Here is a 21,715-nt window from a genome sequence, read left to right on the forward strand (position 1 = left end):
CCACGAAGTACAATCTGTTTAATATGTTGGTTTCTGTTGTTGCCAAAGTTTATTCTTGGTTTGATTTTACTATTATTTTTGTTGGTGGATTTAATGAAATTTCAATTCCCCTTTCTTTCATTTTAGTCTCCACGTAAGACTCCTTTTTGAGACGCATTAATTTACCTCGCTTATCCACAAAGGCCGAACGAAGCTCTTTCACTTCATTTGTAAGCCTCGCTATTTCATATACTTTTTTATCTGCACTATGAGAACTCGCAATCATAACTATAGCCAGTACTGAAATAAAAATGATGATACGCCAATTTTTAAACGAATCATCACTAATCAGAAACCTACCTCTTAATATGCTATAGATGTTTTTCTTCATAGTTTCTCAGCAATTCTCAGCTTTGCACTCCTTGCTCTATTATTCTCTTTAATTTCTGTTTGCGAAGGCACAATTAAACCTCCCACTTTTTTTAACGGCACTTCAAAATTCCCGAACACATCTCGCACTGGCTCACCTTCAAACAATCCGTTTCTTATAAATCGTTTCACCAATCGATCCTCTAAAGAATGGTAAGAGATAAAACTTAACCTTCCTCCTTTTTTTAAAACCTCTGGCATCTGCAACAACAACTCCTTCAACACTTCAATTTCTTGGTTCACCTCAATTCTTATCGCCTGATATATTTGCGCCAATACTTTATTCTCTTTCTTATGGTTCAAAAACCGCTTCAAAACAGTTTTTAATTGCTCACTCGTTTTTATTTCCCCATTATTTCTTCCCGAAACAATCACCCTTGCCATTGCTGGAGCCTGTCTTAACTCACCATATTGCAAAAGCACATCTCTAATTTGCTCTTCGGAATACTCATTTATCACTTCAAAAGCAGATAGTTTATTAGATTGATTCATTCGCATATCTAAATCCGCTTCAAAACGTGTTGAAAACCCTCTTTCAGCAACATCAAATTGATGCGACGATACGCCAAAATCCGCAAGCACACCATCAACCTCCTTTACACCATAAAATCTTAAGAACCTTTTTATATATCTGAAGTTTTCATTTATCAACACAAAACGATCATCTTCAATTACATTCTCTAAAGCATCTTTATCCTGATCAAAGGCAAACAACTTTCCTTCTTCACCAAGTCTCGACAATATCTCTCGACTATGACCACCACCACCAAATGTTACATCTACATAAACTCCATCAGGACGAATATTCAAACCATCCACCGTTTGTTTTAACAACACTGCGTTATGATATTCCATCGACCTCATCATCTTGTCCCATTACCTCTTCAGCCAAATCCGCAAAATCTAATGCAGCATCATCAATAGCTTGCTCGTACTTATCCTTATCCCAAATCTCAATGATATTCACAGCAGAAGCCAAAACAACTTCTTTTGTAATTCCCGAAAAACCCATCAAGTCTTTCGGTATCAACAATCTTCCCGCATTATCAACCTCTACCACTTTCACACCAGCAGTGAATCGTCTTATAAAATCATTGTTTTTTTTCTTAAAACGATTAAGCTTATTGATCTTTGCCATAAGCACATTCCACTCAGCCATTGGATACAATTCCAAACACGGCTGAAACACCGCTCGCTTTAAAACAAAACCATCTTGCAAAGCCGACGACAACTGCTTTTTGAGCACAGCAGGCACCATCAGCCTTCCTTTTGCATCAGCTTTACATTCGTATGTTCCTATAAATGAATTCACAAGGTTTCGCTTACAACTTCAACGATTTAAATTCAAATATATTGAAAAATTATCCACTTTTTACCACATTATCCCACTTTGTTGATAAGTTTTGAATTTTAGAAGTCTGATTTACATCTAAATTCTAGAAATACAGACACATCACAGTTAGTTAAAATTGTGGGAGATATTAACAAGCAAAAAATATTTAGACGGTAAATGAAATGACCGATATTTTCAGCATTATATTTATATTCTAAAGGATTTAGTTATATTTGTTTTTAACATTTAACCGCTAATATGTAAATGGCACACCTTTTAAAAAAAGAAAAGGATTATAGATATATTGAAGTAGGAGAAGGCACACCAATTATAGTACTTCATGGATTAATGGGAGGGCTAAGTAATTTTGATGCCGTTACCAAATTCTTCAGCTCTAATGGGTATAAGGTTATTATACCTGAACTACCGATATACACCATGTCTTTACTTAAAACTAACGTAAAGAGCTTTGCTAATTACCTAAAGGATTTTATTGAATTCAAAGGTTTAGATAATGTTATTTTGCTAGGTAATTCCCTTGGTGGTCATATCGGTTTATACCACACAAAACTTTACCCAAATAAAGTAAAAGCCCTTATTATAACAGGAAGCTCTGGTCTTTATGAAAGCGCTATGGGTAGTGGCTACACAAAACGAAGCGACTACGAAGTAATTAAGAAGAAAGCACAAGATGTTTTTTTCGATCCTGAGGTTGCCACAAAAGAGATAGTAGATGAAGTTTACGAAACCGTAAATGACAGAAATAAACTCATTAAAACTTTAGCCATTGCAAAAAGTGCTATAAGACATAATATGGCTAAAGATTTACCAAAAATGGATACACCAACTTGTATAATTTGGGGTAAAAATGACAACGTAACTCCACCTGAAGTTGCTGAGGAGTTTCATGATCTTTTACCAGATTCTGACTTGTATTGGATTGACAAATGTGGCCACGCTGCAATGATGGAACATCCTGAAGAATTTAATAAAATACTTAATAACTGGTTAGAAAAAAGAGGCTTTTAAAAGATTACATCTTCTTAGAAACTTAAAATCTTACACACCATTTATAAGAAATTATGAAAATAAAATCTGCCGAATTTGTTGTTAGCAATTCTGATGTTGCCAAATGTCCTAAAAACCATTTGCCAGAATATGCATTTATAGGCAGAAGTAACGTAGGTAAGTCTTCTTTAATCAACATGCTTACCGACAGAAAAAGCTTAGCAAAAACTTCAGGTAAACCAGGAAAAACACAACTGATTAATCACTTCGTCATCAATGACAATTGGTATTTAGTTGATTTACCAGGTTATGGTTATGCTAGAGTTTCTAAAACCTCAAAAAAGAAATTCCAGAAATTCATAACTAATTATTTTGAACAACGTCAACAATTGGTTTCTGCTTTTGTTCTAGTAGATATTCGTCATGAGCCTCAAACTATTGATTTAGAATTTATGCTGTATTTAGGTGAAAATGGAATTCCTTTTGGTATTATTTTTACCAAAGCCGACAAATTAAAACCAAAAGCTATTGAGCGCCACGTAGATGACTATTGCCAAGAACTACTAAAAACTTGGGAAGAACTTCCACCTCATTTTATAACCTCATCTAGTAAGAAGATTGGACAAAACGAGGTTTTAGGTTTTATTGAAGCTACTAACGAAGAGATTGAAGCTTTAAAAAATGAATAACTATATGGTTCCAATGAAGACAAATTACTTAATTATTATAATATTTTTTTCACTTTTCTTCAATACCATTATAGGACAAGAGCGCATACATCTCGATATAGATGGGGACACTATTAGTAAACCAAGTTTTCAAGAAAAGTGGAGAAATAAAAACAATGCATTTATAAGATGGGATTCTTTAGGGACGAAACAACAACGTTTTTGTAAACTAAAAAAAGGACTACACCAAATTGGCAATCTAGATTTTAATCTTATAAAGAAAAAATTAGAATCAATCTCAAAATCCCAAATTATTGATTCTTCAATAATTTTAATTGAATACTATTACAAAGATGATTTGTGCTCTTCAACAAGAGACAACACATGGACAAGAACTGAAATTAATCAAAGAAAATCATTTCTTAATCCAATGAAAAAGGAATTAAATAACAAGAATATTACTCTAGTATGTTTATTTGAAAAAGGAATGATTCTTAAAAATAAGTCTAATTCAGAAAAAGAATATTTTTTTATTGATGAGGATAATTACTTCAGATCCAACCTTTTTTACTAATAGAACACTTTGTGGATCCTATGCCTTAATCAAACCCAATGGAGAAACATTAATTAGAAATGGCGAATATCGTCCAGATACATTTGCACAATACACAAAAGAGGAAAATTGGTCTTTGTTCTTCAAGCCATCAAATAAAACTAACTCAGAAGAAAACTAAGATTTTACATCTAAAGCATCCCTAAGTGCATTACCAACTAACATAAAGGCCATCACTAAAACCATAATACAAACTCCAGGAATCATAGCTAAGTATGGCTTTCCTAAAATAATGTAGTTGTAATGGTCTTTAATCATCGCTCCCCAACTAGCCATTGGAGGTTGAGCACCTATACCCAAAAAGCTTAAGCCACTCTCTATAAGAATTGCAGCTGCAAAATTTGCTGCAGAAATCACAATTAATGGTCCGAATATATTAGGTAGAATATGTTTTGTAATAATTCTGTAATCATCATAACCTAAAGCTTTCGCAGCAGTTACATATTGCATTTCCTTGGCACTAATAATTTGACCACGCACCACTCTAGCCACTTCTACCCACATAGTTAAACCCACAGCTATAAAAACTTGCCAAAAACCCTTACCCAAAGCCAATGTTATCGCAATAACCAAAAGCAATGTCGGAATGGACCAAGTCACATTAATAACCCACATAATTACAGCATCAACTTTACCTCCATAGTAACCAGCCAAACTACCCATAAGCAAACCAACAACTAAAGAAATAAAAACAGCAATAAAACCTATAAAGAAAGAAATCCTTGAACCTATTAGAATACGACTAAGATAATCTCTACCATATTTATCTGTCCCAAAAAGAAAGGTTCGGTTTTCAATAAAATCTTTATAATCTGAGTCGGTAAATTTAGTGAGTTCTACTTCTTTTTCTACCCCTTTTAATCCATCCGAAGCATATTCAACATAGCTTAAAACACCATTATCAACACTGTAAGACTGAATAGGAATTTCAGTATCTGTATTCTGTTTTCCGAAAAATAATTGTGAAAGAAAATTTTGATCCGACTCTATTCCTGATGGCATGGTTAACATTTCAACATTAAAACCAGGCGACTTAGAATGTATAGCCAAATGCATTTGATTTGCATTTTTTGTAGCATCAGGAGCAAAGAGATATGCAAAAACTGAGATAAGTCCTATGCAGAAAATTATACCCAAACTAAAAACGCCCCAAAAGTTTTTTTTAAACTTTTGAAGCGCTAATGTTGTTAGTGAATTATTTGGTTTTCCCATAGGAAGTTTTTAATTCTTCACAGAGCCTGCTAATTTATTTTTAATAGCATGTGTCATTTTTAAATCATGTAACACATTGATTGCCTCTTCTATGTACACATCTTTTGCTAAAGCTTGATGCCAACGGTCACGCTTTTCTTCAAGTACAGAATCCTTTTCCATTAATTTTATTTCATATGGAAGTGAATTGAATGTAAGATTCGTCTTGTATTCAGAAAGCTGCTCGAATCGTTTTGCTTCTTGCTCGTTTAACTCCATTTCTTTCTTATACTCACTATACTTTAACGAATACACCTCACGGTCTCTTATTTTTTTAACCCATTTAGCATTGGCGTCAATCAACTTTAATTGCTCATTAGCAGCCATACGTTGCTTACTCTTACTAATTGTAGTATCATAATCAAAATAGTTTTCCCAAACATCATATTCAGCAGCATCAATTTTATCCCAAGGTAATGGGTTTTCCTGATCTTTCTCACCAATATTAATGTAACTATAACGGTCTGGCACAACAACATCACTCTTAACACCCTCTAACTGAGTAGAACCACCATTAATTCTATAGAACTTTTGCGTAGTAAATTTTAGCGCTCCCATATCTCCATTAGTGTTGTTTCTAACCATACGGTTTAAATCGAAAACAGTCTGCACAGTTCCCTTTCCATAAGTTTGCTTACTTCCAATCACGATACCTCTTTTATAATCTTGCATTGCCGCAGCTAAAATTTCGGAAGCTGAAGCTGAAAGCTCATTTACCAAAATTACCAAAGGACCATCCCATACTATCGACTTATCTTTATCGCTTAAAACCTCTTTAGCTTCACCTGTTGTTTTAACCTGAACTACTGGACCTTGCTCAATAAACAATCCTGCAATATCAACAACTGTCTGCAAAGAACCTCCACCGTTATTTCTTAAATCTAGAACAAGACCTTCAACATTTTGTTCTTTTAAACGAAGGATTTCTTGTTTAATATCTGAAGCTGCATTTCGCTTATCATAATCTTCAAAATCGATATAAAATTTAGGAAGATTTATGACACCAAAGGTTTTACCTTCCTTTTCAACCGTAGAAGACTTCGCATAAGTTTCTTCCAACTCAACAATATCTCTGGTAATTGAAATATCCTCAATGGTACCATCTACTTTCTTAAGAGTCAAGGTTACAACAGTTCCTTTTGGACCTTTAATAAACTTGATGGCGTCATCTAAACGCATACCTACTACATTAACTGCCTCGTCCTCGTCTTCTTGTTTAACCTTAAGGATTTGATCACCTACTTCAAGTTCATTCGCTCTCCAAGCTGGACCTCCGCTAATGATTTCATTAACAACAATACCGTCCATTTTCTTTTGTAAACGTGCGCCAATACCTTCAAAGTTTCCAGACATATCTCTATCAAATCGCTCTTTATCTTCTGGAGCAAAGTAGAATGTATGAGGGTCAAATTCTTCTACAATAGCGTTTACATAAACCGAAAACCAATCTGTTCTTCTTCTGTCATCAATGTAATCGTAAAGCTCATCAAGAGAACGCTTTGTAGCATCTCTAGCCTCTGATTCAATTTCACTTAAAGTCTTTTTATCTTCTTTAGAATGCGATTTCTCACTAGTTGCAGAAAATAAACTTTCTGGCAGTTCATTAGCACCAAGTTCTATATTTCTTTGCGTGATAGCATCATCATAATTTGCGATGGTAGAAAACTTAAGTTGCTTTCTCCAACGTTCTTTCATTTCTTTTTTCGACTTTACATAAGTCAACTTTTCGTAATCCGCAGAATACTCTTCGTCTTTTGTAAAATCAAACGGCTTCTCTAAAATCTCAGTGTAGATTTTTTTAGATTCCGCTATACGTTGAAGTAAACGTTGGTGTGTTAAATTGAAAAATGACACATCGTATGCTTTAATCTGATCGTCTAATTGTTTTCTGTAAGCATCAAACTCTTCAATATCCGAAGCATAAAAATAACGCTTGAACGGATCAAGGTTATTTAAGTAGTCTTCATAAACACTTTCAGAAAAATCGTCATTTATATCTTGTGGATTGAAATGTCCCTGTTCTAAAAGATAAGTGATTAATTGAATCAATAATTTATCTTTATCAGGATCATCGAACTTTTTACTTGTAAAGCTACATGACGCAAAAGCTATCATTAATGCCAGTAGCAAGAACTTATAATTCCCTTTCATAGTCTTATTTTTAAATTTATAGGATTAAGTAGGCTTTCAATATTTCACTAAAATAGCAGAAAAAACCGTGCCATAAAAAATAGCGGCACTAATTTTTTGTTAAAGCCAATATAACCGACAAAAGGTATAGTTTTTTAGTATTTTTACAACACAATAACAATTTTTCTTACACAATGGCCAAACGCCCTTTAATTTTAGTAACTAACGACGATGGTATTACTGCTCCTGGCATACGGACTTTGATTTCGGTAATGAATACCATTGGTGATGTTGTAGTTGTTGCTCCAGATAGTCCACAAAGCGGCATGGGACATGCCATTACCGTTAACGCAACATTGTATTTAGAAAAGGTTACCATAGACGGAAAGCAACCTGAGTACAGCTGTTCTGGCACGCCTGCAGATTGCGTAAAATTAGCCGTACGAGAAATTTTAGATAGAAAACCAGATATCTGTGTTTCTGGTATAAATCACGGCTCTAACTCTTCAATAAATGTGATTTATTCAGGAACGATGAGTGCTGCTTTAGAAGCTGGAATTGAAGGCATTCCTGCAATAGGGTTTTCGTTATTAGATTATAATTGGAATGCCGATTTTGAACACTGCAAACCCTTTATAGAAACAATTACCAGGCAGGTTTTAGAACATGGTTTACCTGATGGCGTTGTGTTAAATGTTAACCTTCCTAAACTAAAGAAAGAAGATATAAAAGGGATCAAAGTTTGTAGACAAGCTAGAGCTAATTGGGTTGAAGAATTTGACAAACGCACTAACCCAATGGGAAGAGAATATTACTGGTTAGCCGGAAAATTTGTAAATCTAGACAATGGTGAAGATACCGACGAATGGGCTTTAGAACATGGCTACGTTTCTGTTGTTCCTGTTCAATTCGATCTTACAGCACACCATCTAATACAGAACCTAAACACCTGGAACCTGAACAACTAAAAAGCTATGAAATACTATATCATTGCAGGAGAAGCTTCAGGAGATTTGCATGGTTCTAACCTAATGAAAGCTTTGTTTAAACAAGATGAAAATGCTGAGATTAGATTCTGGGGTGGAGATTTAATGCAAGCTGTTGGTGGCACTTTGGTAAAGCATTACAAAGAGCGACAGTTTATGGGTTTTGCGGAAGTTATTCTCAATCTTAGGAAAATCTTAGGGCTCATTAAGTTTTGTAAAAATGATATTGAAAATTTTAATCCAGACGTTATTATTTTCATAGACAACTCTGGCTTTAACCTAAGAGTTGCCAAGTGGGCTAAAGAGCAAAATTATAGAACACATTACTATATTTCCCCTCAAGTTTGGGCATCAAGAGCAAGTAGAGTTGAAAAGATAAAACGCGACATCGACGCCATGTACTGCATCTTACCTTTTGAAAAAGCCTTTTACAATAAGTACAATTATGATGTCAACTTTGTTGGCCATCCTCTAATTGATGCTATAGCAGATAGAACTCAGATTGAAGAAGCGACTTTTAAATCTCAGAATAATCTTAATGACAAACCTATAATTGCTTTGTTACCTGGTAGCCGAAAACAAGAAATCACCAAAATGTTGGGAGTAATGCTAAGTCTTGTTAACAATTTTAAGGACTATCAGTTTGTAATCGCTGGAGCTCCAAGTCAAGATTATGAGTTTTACAAGCAATTTATAAAACAAGACAATGTTAGCTTCATTTCTAACAAAACCTACGATTTACTAAGTGTTTCTTATGCTGCTCTTGTAACTTCAGGAACTGCAACATTAGAAACTGCACTTTTTAAAGTACCACAAGTGGTTTGCTACAAGGCCAACGCTATCTCTTATCATATAGCGAAACGCATTATTACACTTAAGTTTATATCTTTAGTTAACTTGATTATGGATCGGGAGGTAGTTACTGAATTAATTCAAGGAGATTTAAACAAAAAGCGCCTCAAAAAAGAATTAAATTTAATTTTGAATGGAGAAAAGAGAGAGCAAATGTTCCTCGATTATTTTGAACTAGAGAAGAAACTAGGTGGTAAAGGAGCTAGTGAAAATGCCGCTAAATTAATCTACAAAACCATAAAAGAACCCAATATCTAAACTTACAAATGAAAAGACTATTACCTATCCTACTTTTAGTAGTAATCTCAACCAGTTGTAAATCTAAAAAAAGCTATAGCAGCAAAAAAAGGCAGACGTATTCCGTAAAGGTTGAAAACAGTTCTAAGAAACCTTCTAAAGATGCAGAAAGCATTGTGAAATTTGCCAAAACCTTTAACGGTACACGTTATAAATACGGAGGAACTACAAAAAAAGGCATGGACTGCTCTGGGTTAATATATACCTCTTTCAAAGAACACAATATTAGCTTACCAAGGTCAACTTCTGGATTACGAAGTTATGGAGATTGGGTAGATTTGAAAGAAGTTAATGTAGGTGATCTGGTATTTTTCGCCACCAGTAAAAACAGCAGAAGTGTTAACCATGTTGGTATTGTTACCGATGTTAGACCTGGAAATGTTGAATTTATTCACGCCTCAACCAGCAGAGGAGTTATGATTTCTTCTTTAGCAGAAAAATATTGGTATTTCGCTTTCGTTCAAGCTAGACGTGTTTTATAACATGACTTTTATTATATTAGTAACTCATTATCATGAAGTTACTAAAATTTCCTATAATAAAACTTACCGTTTTCCTGATTATAGGAATTGTAATTTCTCATTACCTTAAGTTAAGCCTAAATTTTATTTTAGTCTTTATAACCCTTTGTGTCATATCACTTGGGCTTTTATGGATTGTATTACGCTCAAAAATTGTAAACCACCCGTTTTTTGATATCCTGAGTTTTATTTGTTTTATTGGTATAGGAATGCTTAGTTACACTATTCAAAATGAAAAATTACTAAGCAATCACTACCTAAACATTGATAAAAGTAATGGAGCTCAAGAAATAATTTTACAGATTGAAGAACGACTAAAACCAGATAACTACAATGACAAGTATATTGCTTCGGTAAAGTCCATTAACAATAATAAATCTTCAGGTAGGCTACTCATTAACTTAAAACCAGACAGTCTTTCTAAACCTTTTGCTGTTGATGACATTGTATTGACTTCAGCAAAACTCACTAATATTCAAAAACCATTGAATCCTTATCAGTTTGATTATTCTGAATATTTAGAATTAAAGCAAGTTTACAAACAACTATATTTAAAAAAGCATGAGGTTTTTCTTCTTTCAAATTCTAAACATAGCATTTATGGATACGCGGACCAACTTAGATCAACAATCAATCAAGAGTTAGTTAATACTGGATTTAAAGGAGATGTCTTAAGCATAATGAATGCCTTACTACTTGGGCAAAGACAGTCTATAGACAAAACAGTTTACAATAACTATATCAATTCTGGTACTATACATATTCTTGCCGTTTCTGGTTTGCATGTTGGAATTTTATTATTGATCCTCAACTTCGTTTTTAGTCCACTACTCTATTTTAAACATGGTAATTTCATAAAAGGCTTAGTCATATTTGTTCTGCTTTGGTCTTTCGCTATTATTGCTGGCTTATCACCTTCGATAACTAGAGCCGTCATGATGTTTAGCATCATAAATGTTGCAATGCATTTAAAACGACCAACAAATATTTATAATACCCTAGCTGTTTCAGCTTTCCTTATTTTACTCTTTAAGCCTACATTTTTGTTTGAAGTTGGTTTTCAGATGAGCTATTTAGCTGTTTTAGGGATTGTAAGTATTCAACCTATTATTTACAAAATCTGGCAACCAAAATATTGGATTCTTGATAAATTATGGCAAATATTTACCGTAACAATAGCTGCGCAATTTGGAGTATTACCTATCAGTTTATTTTATTTCCATCAGTTTCCAGGTTTGTTTTTTATATCAAATATTGTTGTTATTCCGTTTTTAGGATTAATTCTAGGTTTAGGCTTATTGGTTATATTATTGGCATTATTAAATGTGCTTCCAAGTTTATTAGTTGATGTATATAGTACGATAATAAATTCACTTAATGGATTTATAGCTTGGGTAGCTCAATTTGAAGATTTTTTGTTTAGAGACATCCCTTTTACCATAGCTCAGGTGATTTGTGTCTATGTTTTTGTGGTTTCTCTAGTCCAAGTCCACAAACACAAAACTTTCAAATGGGTTGGATTAGCATTGATCACTGTAATCTGTTTTCAAGGTACTTTTTTCTACAATAAGCATCAAAGCGAAACTTCTGCTTTTGTTGTATTCAATAAGAGTCGGTTCTCTATGATTGGCCTACAAAAAAGCAGCAAACTTTTAATTCATCATAATTTAGATACTTCTAAGCGAAAAACAGATAATGTTATTAAAAACTATAAGGTTGGTAGAATATTAAAAACCCTTAAAGAAGATTCTTTACAACACTTTTACACCTATAAAGACTATAAAATTTTAGTAATTGATAGTTTAGGCATTTATAAAAATATAGCTACTAAAATCGATTATGTTTTATTGAGAAACTCACCAAAAGTAAATCTAAACAGAGTCTTGGACAGCTTGAAGCCTAAAACAATTATTGCAGACGCCAGTAATTATAAAACTTATGCGCAACGTTGGAAATTAACTTGCCAGCAAAAAGAAATCCCTTTCCATTACACCAATGAAAAGGGAGCTTTTATTCTTGAATAATTTCTAAAAACCTATTCTTGTTACAATTTTCCTAAACGGAAATTAGGAAAACCACCCGTATTGACGGTTAATCTATTCCTTAAATGTAGGTTTAAAGTTTTTGTAATATTCATTAAACTTTTCCTGTGTCGTCATATCCTTATGTTCATCAGCTTTAAACATTTTTAGATACAACTCTAATTGTTGCGGCTTTAAATAACCTGTAATTGGAGGCGCAATAACATTAGCGCTTTCATCAAAAAAAACCATTGAAGGATAAGCTCTTACTTGTAAATACCTTGAGAATTCATGCGCACTATTTCGTCTGTTGGCATTCGCTGGGTTATAATTAGGATTACTAAAAGTCTTATCCTTATAAGTCACTGAGGCGTTACCTTCTGCATTAAATTTTACGGCGTAATAATTCTTATTAACATAATCAACCACATCTTCGTTATGGAAAGTATTTTTGTCTAGCATTTTGCATGGACCGCACCAATTGGTGTATACATCCATTATAATTTTTCTAGGCTCTTCCTTTTGAAGTTCAATAGCCTCCTCTAGCGTTATCCAATTAATTTCCTTATCAGCCTTATCACTCACCTTGAAAGATGTAAGTAACACAATAGCAAATATGTATAGTAGATTTTTCATAACCGATTTGTTGCAATTCTTGTTCCGAACTTACAAAAAATGCTCCTTTTTAGGAGCATTTTATATTATTTTAACTGTTTTGATTAGCGTACACCGTGCATTAGTTTCTTAAGTACTGGGTTTAATAAAAATACCAAAACACCAGCTGCGACAGGGACAATTGTAAAAATCAGGAAGAATGTAGAGAGACTATACTCTTCAGTAATATTTTCAATCTGACCTCCTAAAACAGCCGCTAACTTATTACCTATAGCAATGGCCAAGTACCACATACCAAACATTAACGCAATCATTCTCGCTGGCACCAATTTACTAACGTAAGACAAACCAACTGGAGACAAACACAATTCTCCCAATGTATGGAAGAGGTAGGCTAAAATCAACCAAATCATACTTACTTTAACTCCATCAACTGCACCTGAAGAACCAAAGGCTAAAAGACCAAAACCAACACCCATAATTATCAGCCCTAATGCATATTTAGTAGCTGCACTAGGATTATATTTACTTTCCCACCATTTAGAGAACAATGACGCAAAAACAATTATAAAAAATGAGTTTAAGATACTAAACCATGATACAGTAATCTCCACTTCATTATCTCTAACTTTTGTCACCGTTGCAGACACAATTCCGTTATCTCTATTTAGTGCAATAGCATTTTCTTTAGCGAAAGCTAACCTTTCTTCATCCAAGAAACCAAATTCAGTTCCTTCGTTATTTTTTGTTATGATATTTAATTTATCACCTACATTAAATGATAATGGTTCAGCAATTGATGTTGTTCTAGTAACAACTTTTTGATTTGAATTTACTTGATTACCTTCAGTTATTGGAACGTAAATAAATTCTAAATTGCCATCTTTATCAACCTTTTGTTTTCCATCATCATCCATTGCTGGTTGTTCTATTGCAGAATATGTAACATCGTACGCAACAGTTTTAAAATCACGGTTTAGCATCCAACCAACAATTCCCCACATCAATAAGAAACAAAGTACCAGCACAATATTTGATCCTGGAATTTTCTTGAATGTTTTTTTCCACAACAGGTATAACACGTATGAGATGATGATTAAAGGAATTACCGTTAACAAGGTATTCACGATATTGAATGTCGTTGCAGCTCCACCACTTAAAAGCCTATCCACATTATCTCTAGCAAAAATAACAAGTGAAGATGCGCCTTGCTCAAAAGACAACCAAAAGAATACCGTAAAAAAAGCAAACACAATAAAGGCTATCATTCTATCTCTAACTACAGCCGTATATCTTAAAATCCTTCCGATTACCAAAACTAAAAATAGAGCAAGAGCAAATAGAACAGCTACATACTGACCTTCAAAATCTCCTATCTGTAAAGCAGAGAACATATCGATTCCTGCAATTTTAGACATCGGATCATTAATAGCATATCCCAAACCTATAACTGATGAGATTATGATTAATATTTTATCAAAAAGTGTGAAAGGATTTGGTTTTTCTTCCTTTTCAAAATTGTCATCTATTTCAACGGATTCTTCATTGATATTTTGAGGTAATTCAACTTCATGTACTTTAGATGGCTTAGCACCTATTTTTCCAAATAACGGCCCTGACAACCAAAATTGCAGCGTTCCTAAAAGCATAAAAACACCTGCTAACCCAAATCCATACGCCCAACCTATTTTCTCTGCTAAATAGCCACACAACATCATACCAAAAAAAGCTCCTGCATTAACACCCATATAATAAATAGTGTAAGCTCCATCTTTTTTCTCTGGATTTTTCTTGTACATCTCGGAAATGATAGAGGTCATTGTTGGCTTAAAAAAACCTGTTCCGATTACTAACAGTGCTAAGCCTAAATACAGAGAAAACTCAGTTTCTATTGCCATAGAAGCATGTCCCAAAGTCATGATAAGTGACCCTATAATCACAGCCCAACGATAACCCGTAAATTTATCCGCAATGTAACCACCTACAATAGGTGTGATATAAAGTAGCATTGCATAAGTACCAAAAAGAGCTCCTGCATTTTCTACACTCCATTCCCATCCAGGATTATAACCTATAGCTGCCATGGTTAAAAAATTAACCAAAAGAACTCTCATTCCATAGAATGAGAAACGCTCCCACATTTCTGTAAAAAACAATACAAATAGTCCACCAGGATGACCAAGAACCTTATCCTTAAATAGATTTTCAATATCAGTACTCATAAAATAATAGTTAGTTTTAGTTAGTGTAGAAAACCCTTATGACACATAAGGGTTTAGTTATTTAAAATATTATTTTTTAATTATTTATTTCAGAATCAGCTAATTCATATTTTTCTGTCTCTAGCAACTCTCTTTCATTATCCTCAGCTCCATGAGTTAATCTTTTTAAAGGTTTTAATAATAAGATTACTAACAGTCCAAATAAAACTGTGAACACTGTAATTCCTGAGAAAATAGCATATTCACCAAATTCTGAAGCTGACTCGCCAATAACGCCTGCTACCTTATTTCCTAAGCCAGTAGCTGCAAAATAAACTCCCATCATTAATGAAGCATATTTTACAGGTGCTAATTTTGTAATAAAAGAAAGTGCCACAGGAGAAGAGCATAATTCTCCTATAGTATGGAATAAATAAGCTAAAACTAACCAATGCATCGCAGAACTACCTTTTTCATTAAATTCAGCTGCAGCGAAAATCATAAAGACAAAACCTAGTCCCATAATCATTGTTCCTATGGCCATTTTGAAAAGAGAAGAGGCCTCTTTTCCTTTCAATTTTCTTTTTGCCCAGAAACCTGCCACTAATGTTGCAAATATGATTATAAAACCTGCATTAAGTCCTTGAAACCATGTTGCAGGAATTTCCCAACCGAACAACATTCTATCCGTATTTGTTTTAGTATAAATACTCATTAAACCACCTGCTTGTTCAAAGGCTCCCCAAAACACAATTACAATTAAGAAAGATAATAGAAGTACCAGGTATCTATCTTTTGACACTTTTGTTTCTAGGTTTTTATAAATCATCATCATGATTCCTGCCACAAAAGCTATAAACACATAAAGCGCTGTGTAGCCCCAACTATCAACTCCTTCATAAGAAAAGCCTGCATAAATAGCATAAGCTATTATTAAGAATACTATCCCTAAATTTACTGGAGACTTAATCAGGTCGCCTAATAATTTCCCGATAGAAACATCACCTTTTTTATCTTCTTCTGTAGGTTTATTACCTACAGTTATTAAAAATTTCTGTCCATATAAATACACAAGCAAACCTAACAACATAGCAATACCTGCTAATCCAAAGCCATAATGCCATCCTATTTTTTCTCCAACATAACCTACTATAAACGTTGCTAAAAGTGACCCTAAGTTTATACCTATATAAAAGATACTAAAACCTTTATCTCTTCTAATATCTCCTTGTTTGTATAAACCACCAACCATAGTCGAAATATTTGGTTTAAGTAATCCAACACCTAATACAATTAAAATTAGACCTGTATAGAATGCCCACATTTCATCAAAAGCAAGTATACCGTGACCTGCAACTAAAGTTAAAGCACCATAAAGAACAGCCTTTTTCTGACCTAAAACTTTGTCTGCAATGATACCTCCTGGAATTGACATTACATATACTAACATAGTATACCAACCATAAAGCATTATTGATTCTGAATCTAACCATCCTAAACCAGGATTGTCTGCAGTTGTTTTTTCTACGAGATACAATGTTAGTAAAGCTCTCATCCCATAATAAGAAAAGCGCTCCCACATTTCCGTGAAGAACAAAACATAAAGTCCTACTGGGTGACCAAAAAGCTCTCTTTGATGCGGTTGTTTAACTGCTGTTGACATATATTTTAATTTAGTTAGTTACTGTTATTTATTAGCTATTATCCTTTAATTTTAGACGTTTGCTTTTCTTCTTCAGTCTTTTCTAGTTTATCACCTAAAGTTTTATTGATGAAATTGGTCATCTTTTTATATAAATGCAAACGGGTGTTACCACCATAAATACCATGATTTTTATCTGGATAAATCATCCATTCAAATTGCTTATCTGCCTGAATTAATGCTTCAACCATTCTCATCGTATTTTGCAAGTGCACGTTGTCATCACCAGAACCGTGAATTAGCAGAAAATCACCTTTTAGTTTATCAACATGATTTATTGGCGAGTTTTCATCATAACCACTTGGGTTTTCTTGTGGTGTTGTCATGTAACGTTCGGTGTAGATTGTATCGTAAAATCTCCAGCTTGTTACAGGTGCGACTGCGATTGCCATTTTAAAGACATCATTACCTTTAAACAGCGCATTACTACTCATAAATCCACCATAGCTCCAACCCCAAATACCAATTCTTGAAGCGTCAATGTATGGTCTTTCTCCTAATTGCTTTGCTGCAGCTATTTGGTCTTCAACCTCGTATTTACCTAATTCATTTTGAGTAACTTTTTTAAAGTCAGCGCCTTTAAAACCTGTACCTCTACCATCTACACAAGCCACAATATAACCTTGCTGTGCTAACATTTGATACCAATAATCATTTGCTCCATTCCATCTGTTAGCGACTTGCTGAGATCCTGGTCCTGAATATTGATACATAAACAATGGGTATTGCTTTTTCGGATCAAAATCAGCTGGTTTTATCATCCACATATTTAAATCATTACCATTGACATTTATAGTACTAAATTCTTTTTTTGAAGTTACATAGTCTCCAACTTTTAGAGACAACTTATCATTATCCTTAATACTTTTGACCAACTCACCAGATTTAGCATCATTCAAAGTATATTCTGGTGGTGTTGTTGCACTAGAATATGTATTTATAAAATACGTGAAATCTGCACTGAAAGACGCACTATTAGTACCTTCAGCTTTAGTTAGTCTTTCCTTATTTTTACCGTTTAGCTTTATTGAATACACATCTCTGTTGATGGAACCATTTTCCGTAGACTGAAAGTAAATAGTATTAGCTTTTTCATTAAAACCATAATAATCGGTTACTTCCCAATTACCTTTAGTGACTTGGTTTATCAATTTCCCATTTTTATCATAATGATAAATATGATTAAAACCACCCTTTTCGCTCGTCCAGATGAAACTATTGTCTTTTAAAAATGTGAGATTGAAAGTTACATCGATGTAAGCTTTATCTTTTTCTGCCAAAACTAAATTTGCAGTATTGCTTTTTACATTTATAAACCAAAGATCCAATTCATTTTGGTGACGATTCATATATTGAGCACTAAGCACATCAGCATCTTTTGTCCACTTTATTCTTGGAATATAAAAATCAGCATAAGACTTGTTCACTTTAATTTCGGATAGTTTTTCCGAATCTAAATCGTACAAGTGTAAAGACACCTTAGAGTTAGCTTCACCAGCTTTAGGGTATTTAAAAACCTGTTGTGTTTGGTACAAATCCGAACCGTACACATCCATTGAAAATTCAGGCACTTCGGATTCATCAAAACGAATAAAGGCTATTTTATTTCCATCTGCATTCCAATCAAAAGCTCTTACAAAACTAAACTCTTCTTCATAAACCCAATCCGTAATTCCATTGATTATTTTATTCTTTTCACCATCAAAAGTGATTTGCTTTACATCACCAGATTTTAAATCTTTTATGTATAAATTATTTTCAAAACCATAAGCAATTTTACTAGCATCTGGTGAGAACGTCGGCTCTTGTACTAAATCATTAGATACTTTAGTGACTTTTTCATTTTCAATATCATAGATATAATATTCTCCTAAAGTAGAGCGTCTAAAAACCGGAATGGAATTAGTCGTTAAAAGTACTTTAGACTCATCTTCACTAAAGCTATAATCAAAAAAACCTCGGACTTCAGCTAAATCTGCTGAGGATACCAAGGTCTTTACCTTTTTCAAAGTTTTATAATCGTAAATATCTATTGTTGAAGTTCTGGTTTGCCTATCAAAATTTAAAACCGAATATTGCTTACCATTATTCATAGAATGCAGCGCTTGCATTCCTTCTGTTCTAAACTCACCACTCCAAATATCTTCTAGTGTAATCTGTTTTTCTTGACTGTAAATTAGGGAGGTAGCAATAAAGCCAATTACGGCTGCAAAAAGTTTAAATTTCATATTTTATTTTTTCGATAAGGCAATGCCAAGTTTACTAAAAATTATGGAAAAAACCGTCATTATTAACAGTAAATCCGCAATATTGATAGTTTGCGCACACATTTTATGCCAATGATAAGTATCTTTGTATTTTAAAACTAAATTTAACATGCCGAAACCAATTTCTGGCTTTTCTAAGCTTTCAAAATCTGAAAAGATCGATTGGCTTTTAGACACCTATTTTACAGACAAAAATCAATCTAAAACTCTTGTTGAACAATACTGGAATAGCGACAAAAAACTGCAAAAGCTACACGACGAGTTTATTGAAAATACCATAACCAATTTTTATTTACCGCTTGGAGTAGCTCCAAATTTTAAAATCAACGAAAAGTTGTACACCATACCAATGGCTATTGAAGAAAGTTCAGTGGTAGCCGCAGCAAGTAAGGCTGCTAAGTTTTGGTTAGAACGTGGTGGTTTTAAGGCTGAAGTTATATCCACCGAAAAAATTGGCCAAGTTCATTTTACCTATGATGGCAGTTTTGAAAAATTAGAAACATTCTTCAAAACTGTTAAGCCTAAATTGATTTCTGATGCTTCTGCAATTACAAAAAATATGGAGCGTCGTGGTGGTGGAATTCTAGATATTGAACTGATAAATAAAACTGAAGATTTAGAAAATTACTATCAGTTACACGCTACTTTTGAAACTCTAGATGCTATGGGAGCGAATTTCATTAATTCGTGTTTAGAGCAGTTTGCAACAACATTTAAAGATGAAGCTGAAAAAATTCTTGAAGGCAATATAGAAATAGTAATGAGTATTTTATCTAATTACGTTCCTAACTGCTTAGTAAAGGCTGAAGTTTCTTGTAAAATTGAAGACTTAAAAAGTAAGGATATTAACAATCCACAATTATTTGCTCAAAAATTTAAGCAAGCAGTTAACATAGCTGAAGTTGAGCCTTTCAGAGCAGTTACACATAACAAAGGCATTATGAATGGCATTGATGCTGTTGTACTTGCTACTGGTAATGATTTTAGAGCGGTTGAGGCTGGTGTTCATGCTTATGCTTCAAAAAGTGGTCAATACTCTAGTTTAACACACTGTGAAATTGATGATGACACGTTTAAATTCTGGATTGAAGTTCCATTAGCTTTAGGAACCGTTGGCGGATTAACCAGTTTACATCCATTAGTGAAATTTGCTTTAGAAATGCTCGAAAAACCAAATGCAAAAGAACTGATGCAAATTGTAGCTGTTGCTGGTTTGGCGCAAAACTTTGCTGCTGTAAAGTCTTTAACCACAACCGGAATTCAAGAAGGACATATGAAAATGCACTTGATGAATATCCTTAATCAATTTGAAGCTTCAAATGAAGAAAAGGAAAAAGTTGTTGAGCATTTTAAAACCAATACTGTAACGCATAGCGCTGTGGTTGAAGCTATTGAGAATCTTAGAAAAATTTAATTTAAACTGGTGACTGAGTGTAGTCGAAGTCACATTATTAGTTATGTAATGCCAAAAGGATATGTTTATATACTAGAATGCGCTGATGGTTCTTACTATACTGGCAGTACTATTGACATTGAAAAACGTATTGCAGAGCATAATGATGGTAAAGGTGCAAATCACACAAAAAAACGACTACCTGTAGAACTAAAATATATTGAAGAGTTTCAAAGAATTGATGATGCATTTTATAGAGAAAAGCAAATTCAAGGTTGGAGTAGAGCAAAAAAAGAAGCTTTAATAAATGAAAATTTAGATAATTTACCTGGTTTATCGATAGCTTACAGAGATAAGAAGTCTACACATGGTGGCTTCGAGAACCTCAGCCACCAAAAAAACGAGAACCTCAGCCACCAAAAAAAAGAGCACTTTGATAATCATTTACAAAATTTCAAAATTGATAAGAGAAAGAAAAAAATTAATCATACGAAAAACAACAAGATATCTTCGGTGCCTGAGGTTCTCGAAGGCACATTTATATTTAGAAGCAACGGTAAATTATTACTAACATCTGAATATTTAGTTTTAGATGGAGCTAAAGCCTTGGCGATTCCTACAAAATATGGTCAGAGTTTAGTGGTTAAACCTAGTGATGATAATACTATCAGCTGGAAAAGTTATGATGAAGATGAAAAGGTATGGTTTAAAGGTGATTTTACTTTTGAAAATGGTAAAATCCTGAAACAAGTTCAGAATGACAATCCAGTTACAAATAGACTTGAAAGTATTCTAAATACTGCTCTTAGATTAAACCCTGAATTCTTGTCAAAGTCTAAAGGATATAAAGTTTCTACACACTTAGACTTCAATAGAAAATGGGGATTAGGCACTTCATCTACGCTAATTAATAATTTAGCACAATGGGCTAATATAAATCCTTATCAGCTTTTAGAAAAAACTTTTGGAGGAAGTGGTTATGATATTGCTTGTGCTCAGAACGATAAGCCAATAACTTATCAAATAACTGATGGCTCGCCCATTATAAAAAAGGTTGATTTTAATCCATCATTTAAAAAGCAACTATTCTTTGTTTATCTTAATAGAAAGCAAAACAGTAGAGAAGGTATTGCTAATTATAAAAATAATGCTGTTATCAATAGTTCTATAATTAATGAAGTAAACAGCATATCTGAAGCAATGATTTCATGTAAGTCCTTAACCGATTTTGAAGACTTAATCAATGCTCATGAAACCATTATTTCTAAAATTATTCTGCAAGACACTGTCAAATCAAAATTCTTTAGTGATTACGAAGGTTCTATAAAAAGTCTTGGAGCTTGGGGAGGAGATTTTATTTTAGTTACTTCGGAAAATAATCCTTCAGATTACTTTAAGTCTAAAGGTCTTGATACTATTATTCCTTATTCTGAAATGATAAAATAGAAC

Annotated in this window: 18 protein-coding genes; 9 read left to right on the plus strand and 9 right to left on the minus strand. The window is 33.5% G+C overall.

Going from position 1 to position 21,715, the window contains the following annotated elements:
* Nucleotides 1–49: 49 nt before the first annotated feature.
* Genes AC2H4K_RS04560 through mraZ form a run of 3 tightly spaced genes read right to left on the minus strand, consistent with a single transcriptional unit; the run spans nt 50 to nt 1,720 of the window.
* Complete coding sequence (locus tag AC2H4K_RS04560; RefSeq protein WP_281138604.1) at nt 50–370, minus strand: FtsL-like putative cell division protein; 321 nt, start codon at nt 368–370, stop codon at nt 50–52.
* Nucleotides 367–1,263, minus strand: a complete 897-nt coding sequence (gene rsmH / locus AC2H4K_RS04565; RefSeq protein WP_493742908.1) for a 16S rRNA (cytosine(1402)-N(4))-methyltransferase RsmH — start codon at nt 1,261–1,263, stop codon at nt 367–369. The genes AC2H4K_RS04560 and rsmH overlap by 4 nt, the downstream gene beginning before the upstream one ends.
* Nucleotides 1,250–1,720 carry a division/cell wall cluster transcriptional repressor MraZ gene (gene mraZ / locus AC2H4K_RS04570; protein ID WP_281138606.1) on the minus strand — a complete coding sequence of 157 codons (471 nt, stop codon included), beginning with the start codon at nt 1,718–1,720 and terminating at the stop codon, nt 1,250–1,252. The genes rsmH and mraZ overlap by 14 nt, the downstream gene beginning before the upstream one ends.
* 285 nt (nt 1,721–2,005) lie before the next feature.
* On the opposite strand from mraZ, the gene AC2H4K_RS04575 reads away from it, so the two are divergent.
* Genes AC2H4K_RS04575 through AC2H4K_RS04585 form a run of 3 tightly spaced genes read left to right on the plus strand, consistent with a single transcriptional unit; the run spans nt 2,006 to nt 3,991 of the window.
* A complete protein-coding gene (locus AC2H4K_RS04575) occupies nt 2,006–2,770 on the plus strand; it encodes an alpha/beta fold hydrolase (RefSeq protein ID WP_281138607.1) in 765 nt (254 codons plus the stop codon).
* Between the two features lie 53 nt (nt 2,771–2,823).
* Nucleotides 2,824–3,438 (plus strand): ribosome biogenesis GTP-binding protein YihA/YsxC, encoded by a 615-nt coding sequence (gene yihA / locus AC2H4K_RS04580; RefSeq protein ID WP_493742909.1) that lies wholly within the window; start codon nt 2,824–2,826, stop codon nt 3,436–3,438.
* A gap of 13 nt (nt 3,439–3,451) precedes the next feature.
* A complete protein-coding gene (locus AC2H4K_RS04585; RefSeq protein ID WP_493742910.1) occupies nt 3,452–3,991 on the plus strand; it encodes a hypothetical protein in 540 nt (179 codons plus the stop codon).
* 156 nt (nt 3,992–4,147) lie between these two features.
* On the opposite strand, the gene AC2H4K_RS04590 is transcribed toward AC2H4K_RS04585, so the two are convergent.
* Complete coding sequence (locus tag AC2H4K_RS04590; protein WP_493742911.1) at nt 4,148–5,242, minus strand: ABC transporter permease; 1,095 nt, start codon at nt 5,240–5,242, stop codon at nt 4,148–4,150.
* A gap of 9 nt (nt 5,243–5,251) precedes the next feature.
* Nucleotides 5,252–7,432 carry a carboxy terminal-processing peptidase gene (locus tag AC2H4K_RS04595; protein WP_493742912.1) on the minus strand — a complete coding sequence of 727 codons (2,181 nt, stop codon included), beginning with the start codon at nt 7,430–7,432 and terminating at the stop codon, nt 5,252–5,254.
* A 173-nt stretch (nt 7,433–7,605) separates the two neighbouring features.
* On the opposite strand from AC2H4K_RS04595, the gene surE reads away from it, so the two are divergent.
* Genes surE through AC2H4K_RS04615 form a run of 4 tightly spaced genes read left to right on the plus strand, consistent with a single transcriptional unit; the run spans nt 7,606 to nt 12,091 of the window.
* The gene (surE, locus tag AC2H4K_RS04600; RefSeq protein WP_493742913.1) at nt 7,606–8,379 is read left to right on the plus strand and encodes a 5'/3'-nucleotidase SurE; all 774 of its coding nucleotides are present in this window, start codon (nt 7,606–7,608) and stop codon (nt 8,377–8,379) included.
* A 6-nt stretch (nt 8,380–8,385) separates the two neighbouring features.
* The gene (gene lpxB, locus AC2H4K_RS04605) at nt 8,386–9,507 is read left to right on the plus strand and encodes a lipid-A-disaccharide synthase (protein WP_493742914.1); all 1,122 of its coding nucleotides are present in this window, start codon (nt 8,386–8,388) and stop codon (nt 9,505–9,507) included.
* Nucleotides 9,508–9,515: 8 nt separating this feature from the next.
* Entirely contained in the window at nt 9,516–10,028 is a 513-nt protein-coding gene (locus AC2H4K_RS04610) for a C40 family peptidase (protein WP_493742915.1), read from the plus strand.
* Between the two features lie 32 nt (nt 10,029–10,060).
* Nucleotides 10,061–12,091 (plus strand): ComEC/Rec2 family competence protein, encoded by a 2,031-nt coding sequence (locus AC2H4K_RS04615; protein ID WP_493742916.1) that lies wholly within the window; start codon nt 10,061–10,063, stop codon nt 12,089–12,091.
* A gap of 72 nt (nt 12,092–12,163) precedes the next feature.
* On the opposite strand, the gene AC2H4K_RS04620 is transcribed toward AC2H4K_RS04615, so the two are convergent.
* The 4 genes from AC2H4K_RS04620 to AC2H4K_RS04635 all read right to left on the minus strand — a co-directional run bounded on the left by AC2H4K_RS04620 (nt 12,164) and on the right by AC2H4K_RS04635 (nt 18,834).
* Complete coding sequence (locus AC2H4K_RS04620) at nt 12,164–12,724, minus strand: thioredoxin family protein (RefSeq protein ID WP_493742917.1); 561 nt, start codon at nt 12,722–12,724, stop codon at nt 12,164–12,166.
* A gap of 83 nt (nt 12,725–12,807) precedes the next feature.
* Nucleotides 12,808–14,925: a peptide MFS transporter gene (locus tag AC2H4K_RS04625; RefSeq protein WP_493742918.1), complete on the minus strand. Its 2,118-nt coding sequence runs from the start codon at nt 14,923–14,925 to the stop codon at nt 12,808–12,810.
* A 76-nt stretch (nt 14,926–15,001) separates the two neighbouring features.
* Nucleotides 15,002–16,567 (minus strand): peptide MFS transporter, encoded by a 1,566-nt coding sequence (locus AC2H4K_RS04630; RefSeq protein ID WP_493742919.1) that lies wholly within the window; start codon nt 16,565–16,567, stop codon nt 15,002–15,004.
* Between the two features lie 38 nt (nt 16,568–16,605).
* Nucleotides 16,606–18,834 carry a S9 family peptidase gene (locus AC2H4K_RS04635; protein ID WP_493742920.1) on the minus strand — a complete coding sequence of 743 codons (2,229 nt, stop codon included), beginning with the start codon at nt 18,832–18,834 and terminating at the stop codon, nt 16,606–16,608.
* Between the two features lie 148 nt (nt 18,835–18,982).
* Between AC2H4K_RS04635 and AC2H4K_RS04640 the strand changes: the two genes are divergently transcribed.
* Both AC2H4K_RS04640 and AC2H4K_RS04645 read left to right on the plus strand, forming a co-directional pair.
* On the plus strand, nt 18,983–20,287 hold the full coding sequence (locus tag AC2H4K_RS04640) for a hydroxymethylglutaryl-CoA reductase, degradative (RefSeq protein WP_493742921.1): 1,305 nt from the start codon (nt 18,983–18,985) through the stop codon (nt 20,285–20,287).
* A 48-nt stretch (nt 20,288–20,335) separates the two neighbouring features.
* A complete protein-coding gene (locus AC2H4K_RS04645) occupies nt 20,336–21,712 on the plus strand; it encodes a GYDIA family GHMP kinase (RefSeq protein ID WP_493742922.1) in 1,377 nt (458 codons plus the stop codon).
* Nucleotides 21,713–21,715: the final 3 nt, after the last annotated feature.

This window comes from Winogradskyella sp. 266wxhm (assembly GCF_058964685.1).

Bases quoted from the DNA above. Each gene is read 5' to 3' on its own strand.
- AC2H4K_RS04560 (WP_281138604.1), bottom strand. From the start codon at position 370: ATGAAGAAAAACATCTATAGCATATTAAGAGGTAGGTTTCTGATTAGT.
- rsmH (WP_493742908.1), bottom strand. From the start codon at position 1,263: ATGGAATATCATAACGCAGTGTTGTTAAAACAAACGGTGGATGGTTTG.
- AC2H4K_RS04575 (WP_281138607.1), top strand. From the start codon at position 2,006: ATGGCACACCTTTTAAAAAAAGAAAAGGATTATAGATATATTGAAGTA.
- yihA (WP_493742909.1), top strand. From the start codon at position 2,824: ATGAAAATAAAATCTGCCGAATTTGTTGTTAGCAATTCTGATGTTGCC.
- AC2H4K_RS04585 (WP_493742910.1), top strand. From the start codon at position 3,452: ATGAAGACAAATTACTTAATTATTATAATATTTTTTTCACTTTTCTTC.
- AC2H4K_RS04590 (WP_493742911.1), bottom strand. From the start codon at position 5,242: ATGGGAAAACCAAATAATTCACTAACAACATTAGCGCTTCAAAAGTTT.
- AC2H4K_RS04595 (WP_493742912.1), bottom strand. From the start codon at position 7,432: ATGAAAGGGAATTATAAGTTCTTGCTACTGGCATTAATGATAGCTTTT.
- surE (WP_493742913.1), top strand. From the start codon at position 7,606: ATGGCCAAACGCCCTTTAATTTTAGTAACTAACGACGATGGTATTACT.
- lpxB (WP_493742914.1), top strand. From the start codon at position 8,386: ATGAAATACTATATCATTGCAGGAGAAGCTTCAGGAGATTTGCATGGT.
- AC2H4K_RS04610 (WP_493742915.1), top strand. From the start codon at position 9,516: ATGAAAAGACTATTACCTATCCTACTTTTAGTAGTAATCTCAACCAGT.
- AC2H4K_RS04615 (WP_493742916.1), top strand. From the start codon at position 10,061: ATGAAGTTACTAAAATTTCCTATAATAAAACTTACCGTTTTCCTGATT.
- AC2H4K_RS04620 (WP_493742917.1), bottom strand. From the start codon at position 12,724: ATGAAAAATCTACTATACATATTTGCTATTGTGTTACTTACATCTTTC.
- AC2H4K_RS04625 (WP_493742918.1), bottom strand. From the start codon at position 14,925: ATGAGTACTGATATTGAAAATCTATTTAAGGATAAGGTTCTTGGTCAT.
- AC2H4K_RS04630 (WP_493742919.1), bottom strand. From the start codon at position 16,567: ATGTCAACAGCAGTTAAACAACCGCATCAAAGAGAGCTTTTTGGTCAC.
- AC2H4K_RS04635 (WP_493742920.1), bottom strand. From the start codon at position 18,834: ATGAAATTTAAACTTTTTGCAGCCGTAATTGGCTTTATTGCTACCTCC.
- AC2H4K_RS04640 (WP_493742921.1), top strand. From the start codon at position 18,983: ATGCCGAAACCAATTTCTGGCTTTTCTAAGCTTTCAAAATCTGAAAAG.
- AC2H4K_RS04645 (WP_493742922.1), top strand. From the start codon at position 20,336: ATGCCAAAAGGATATGTTTATATACTAGAATGCGCTGATGGTTCTTAC.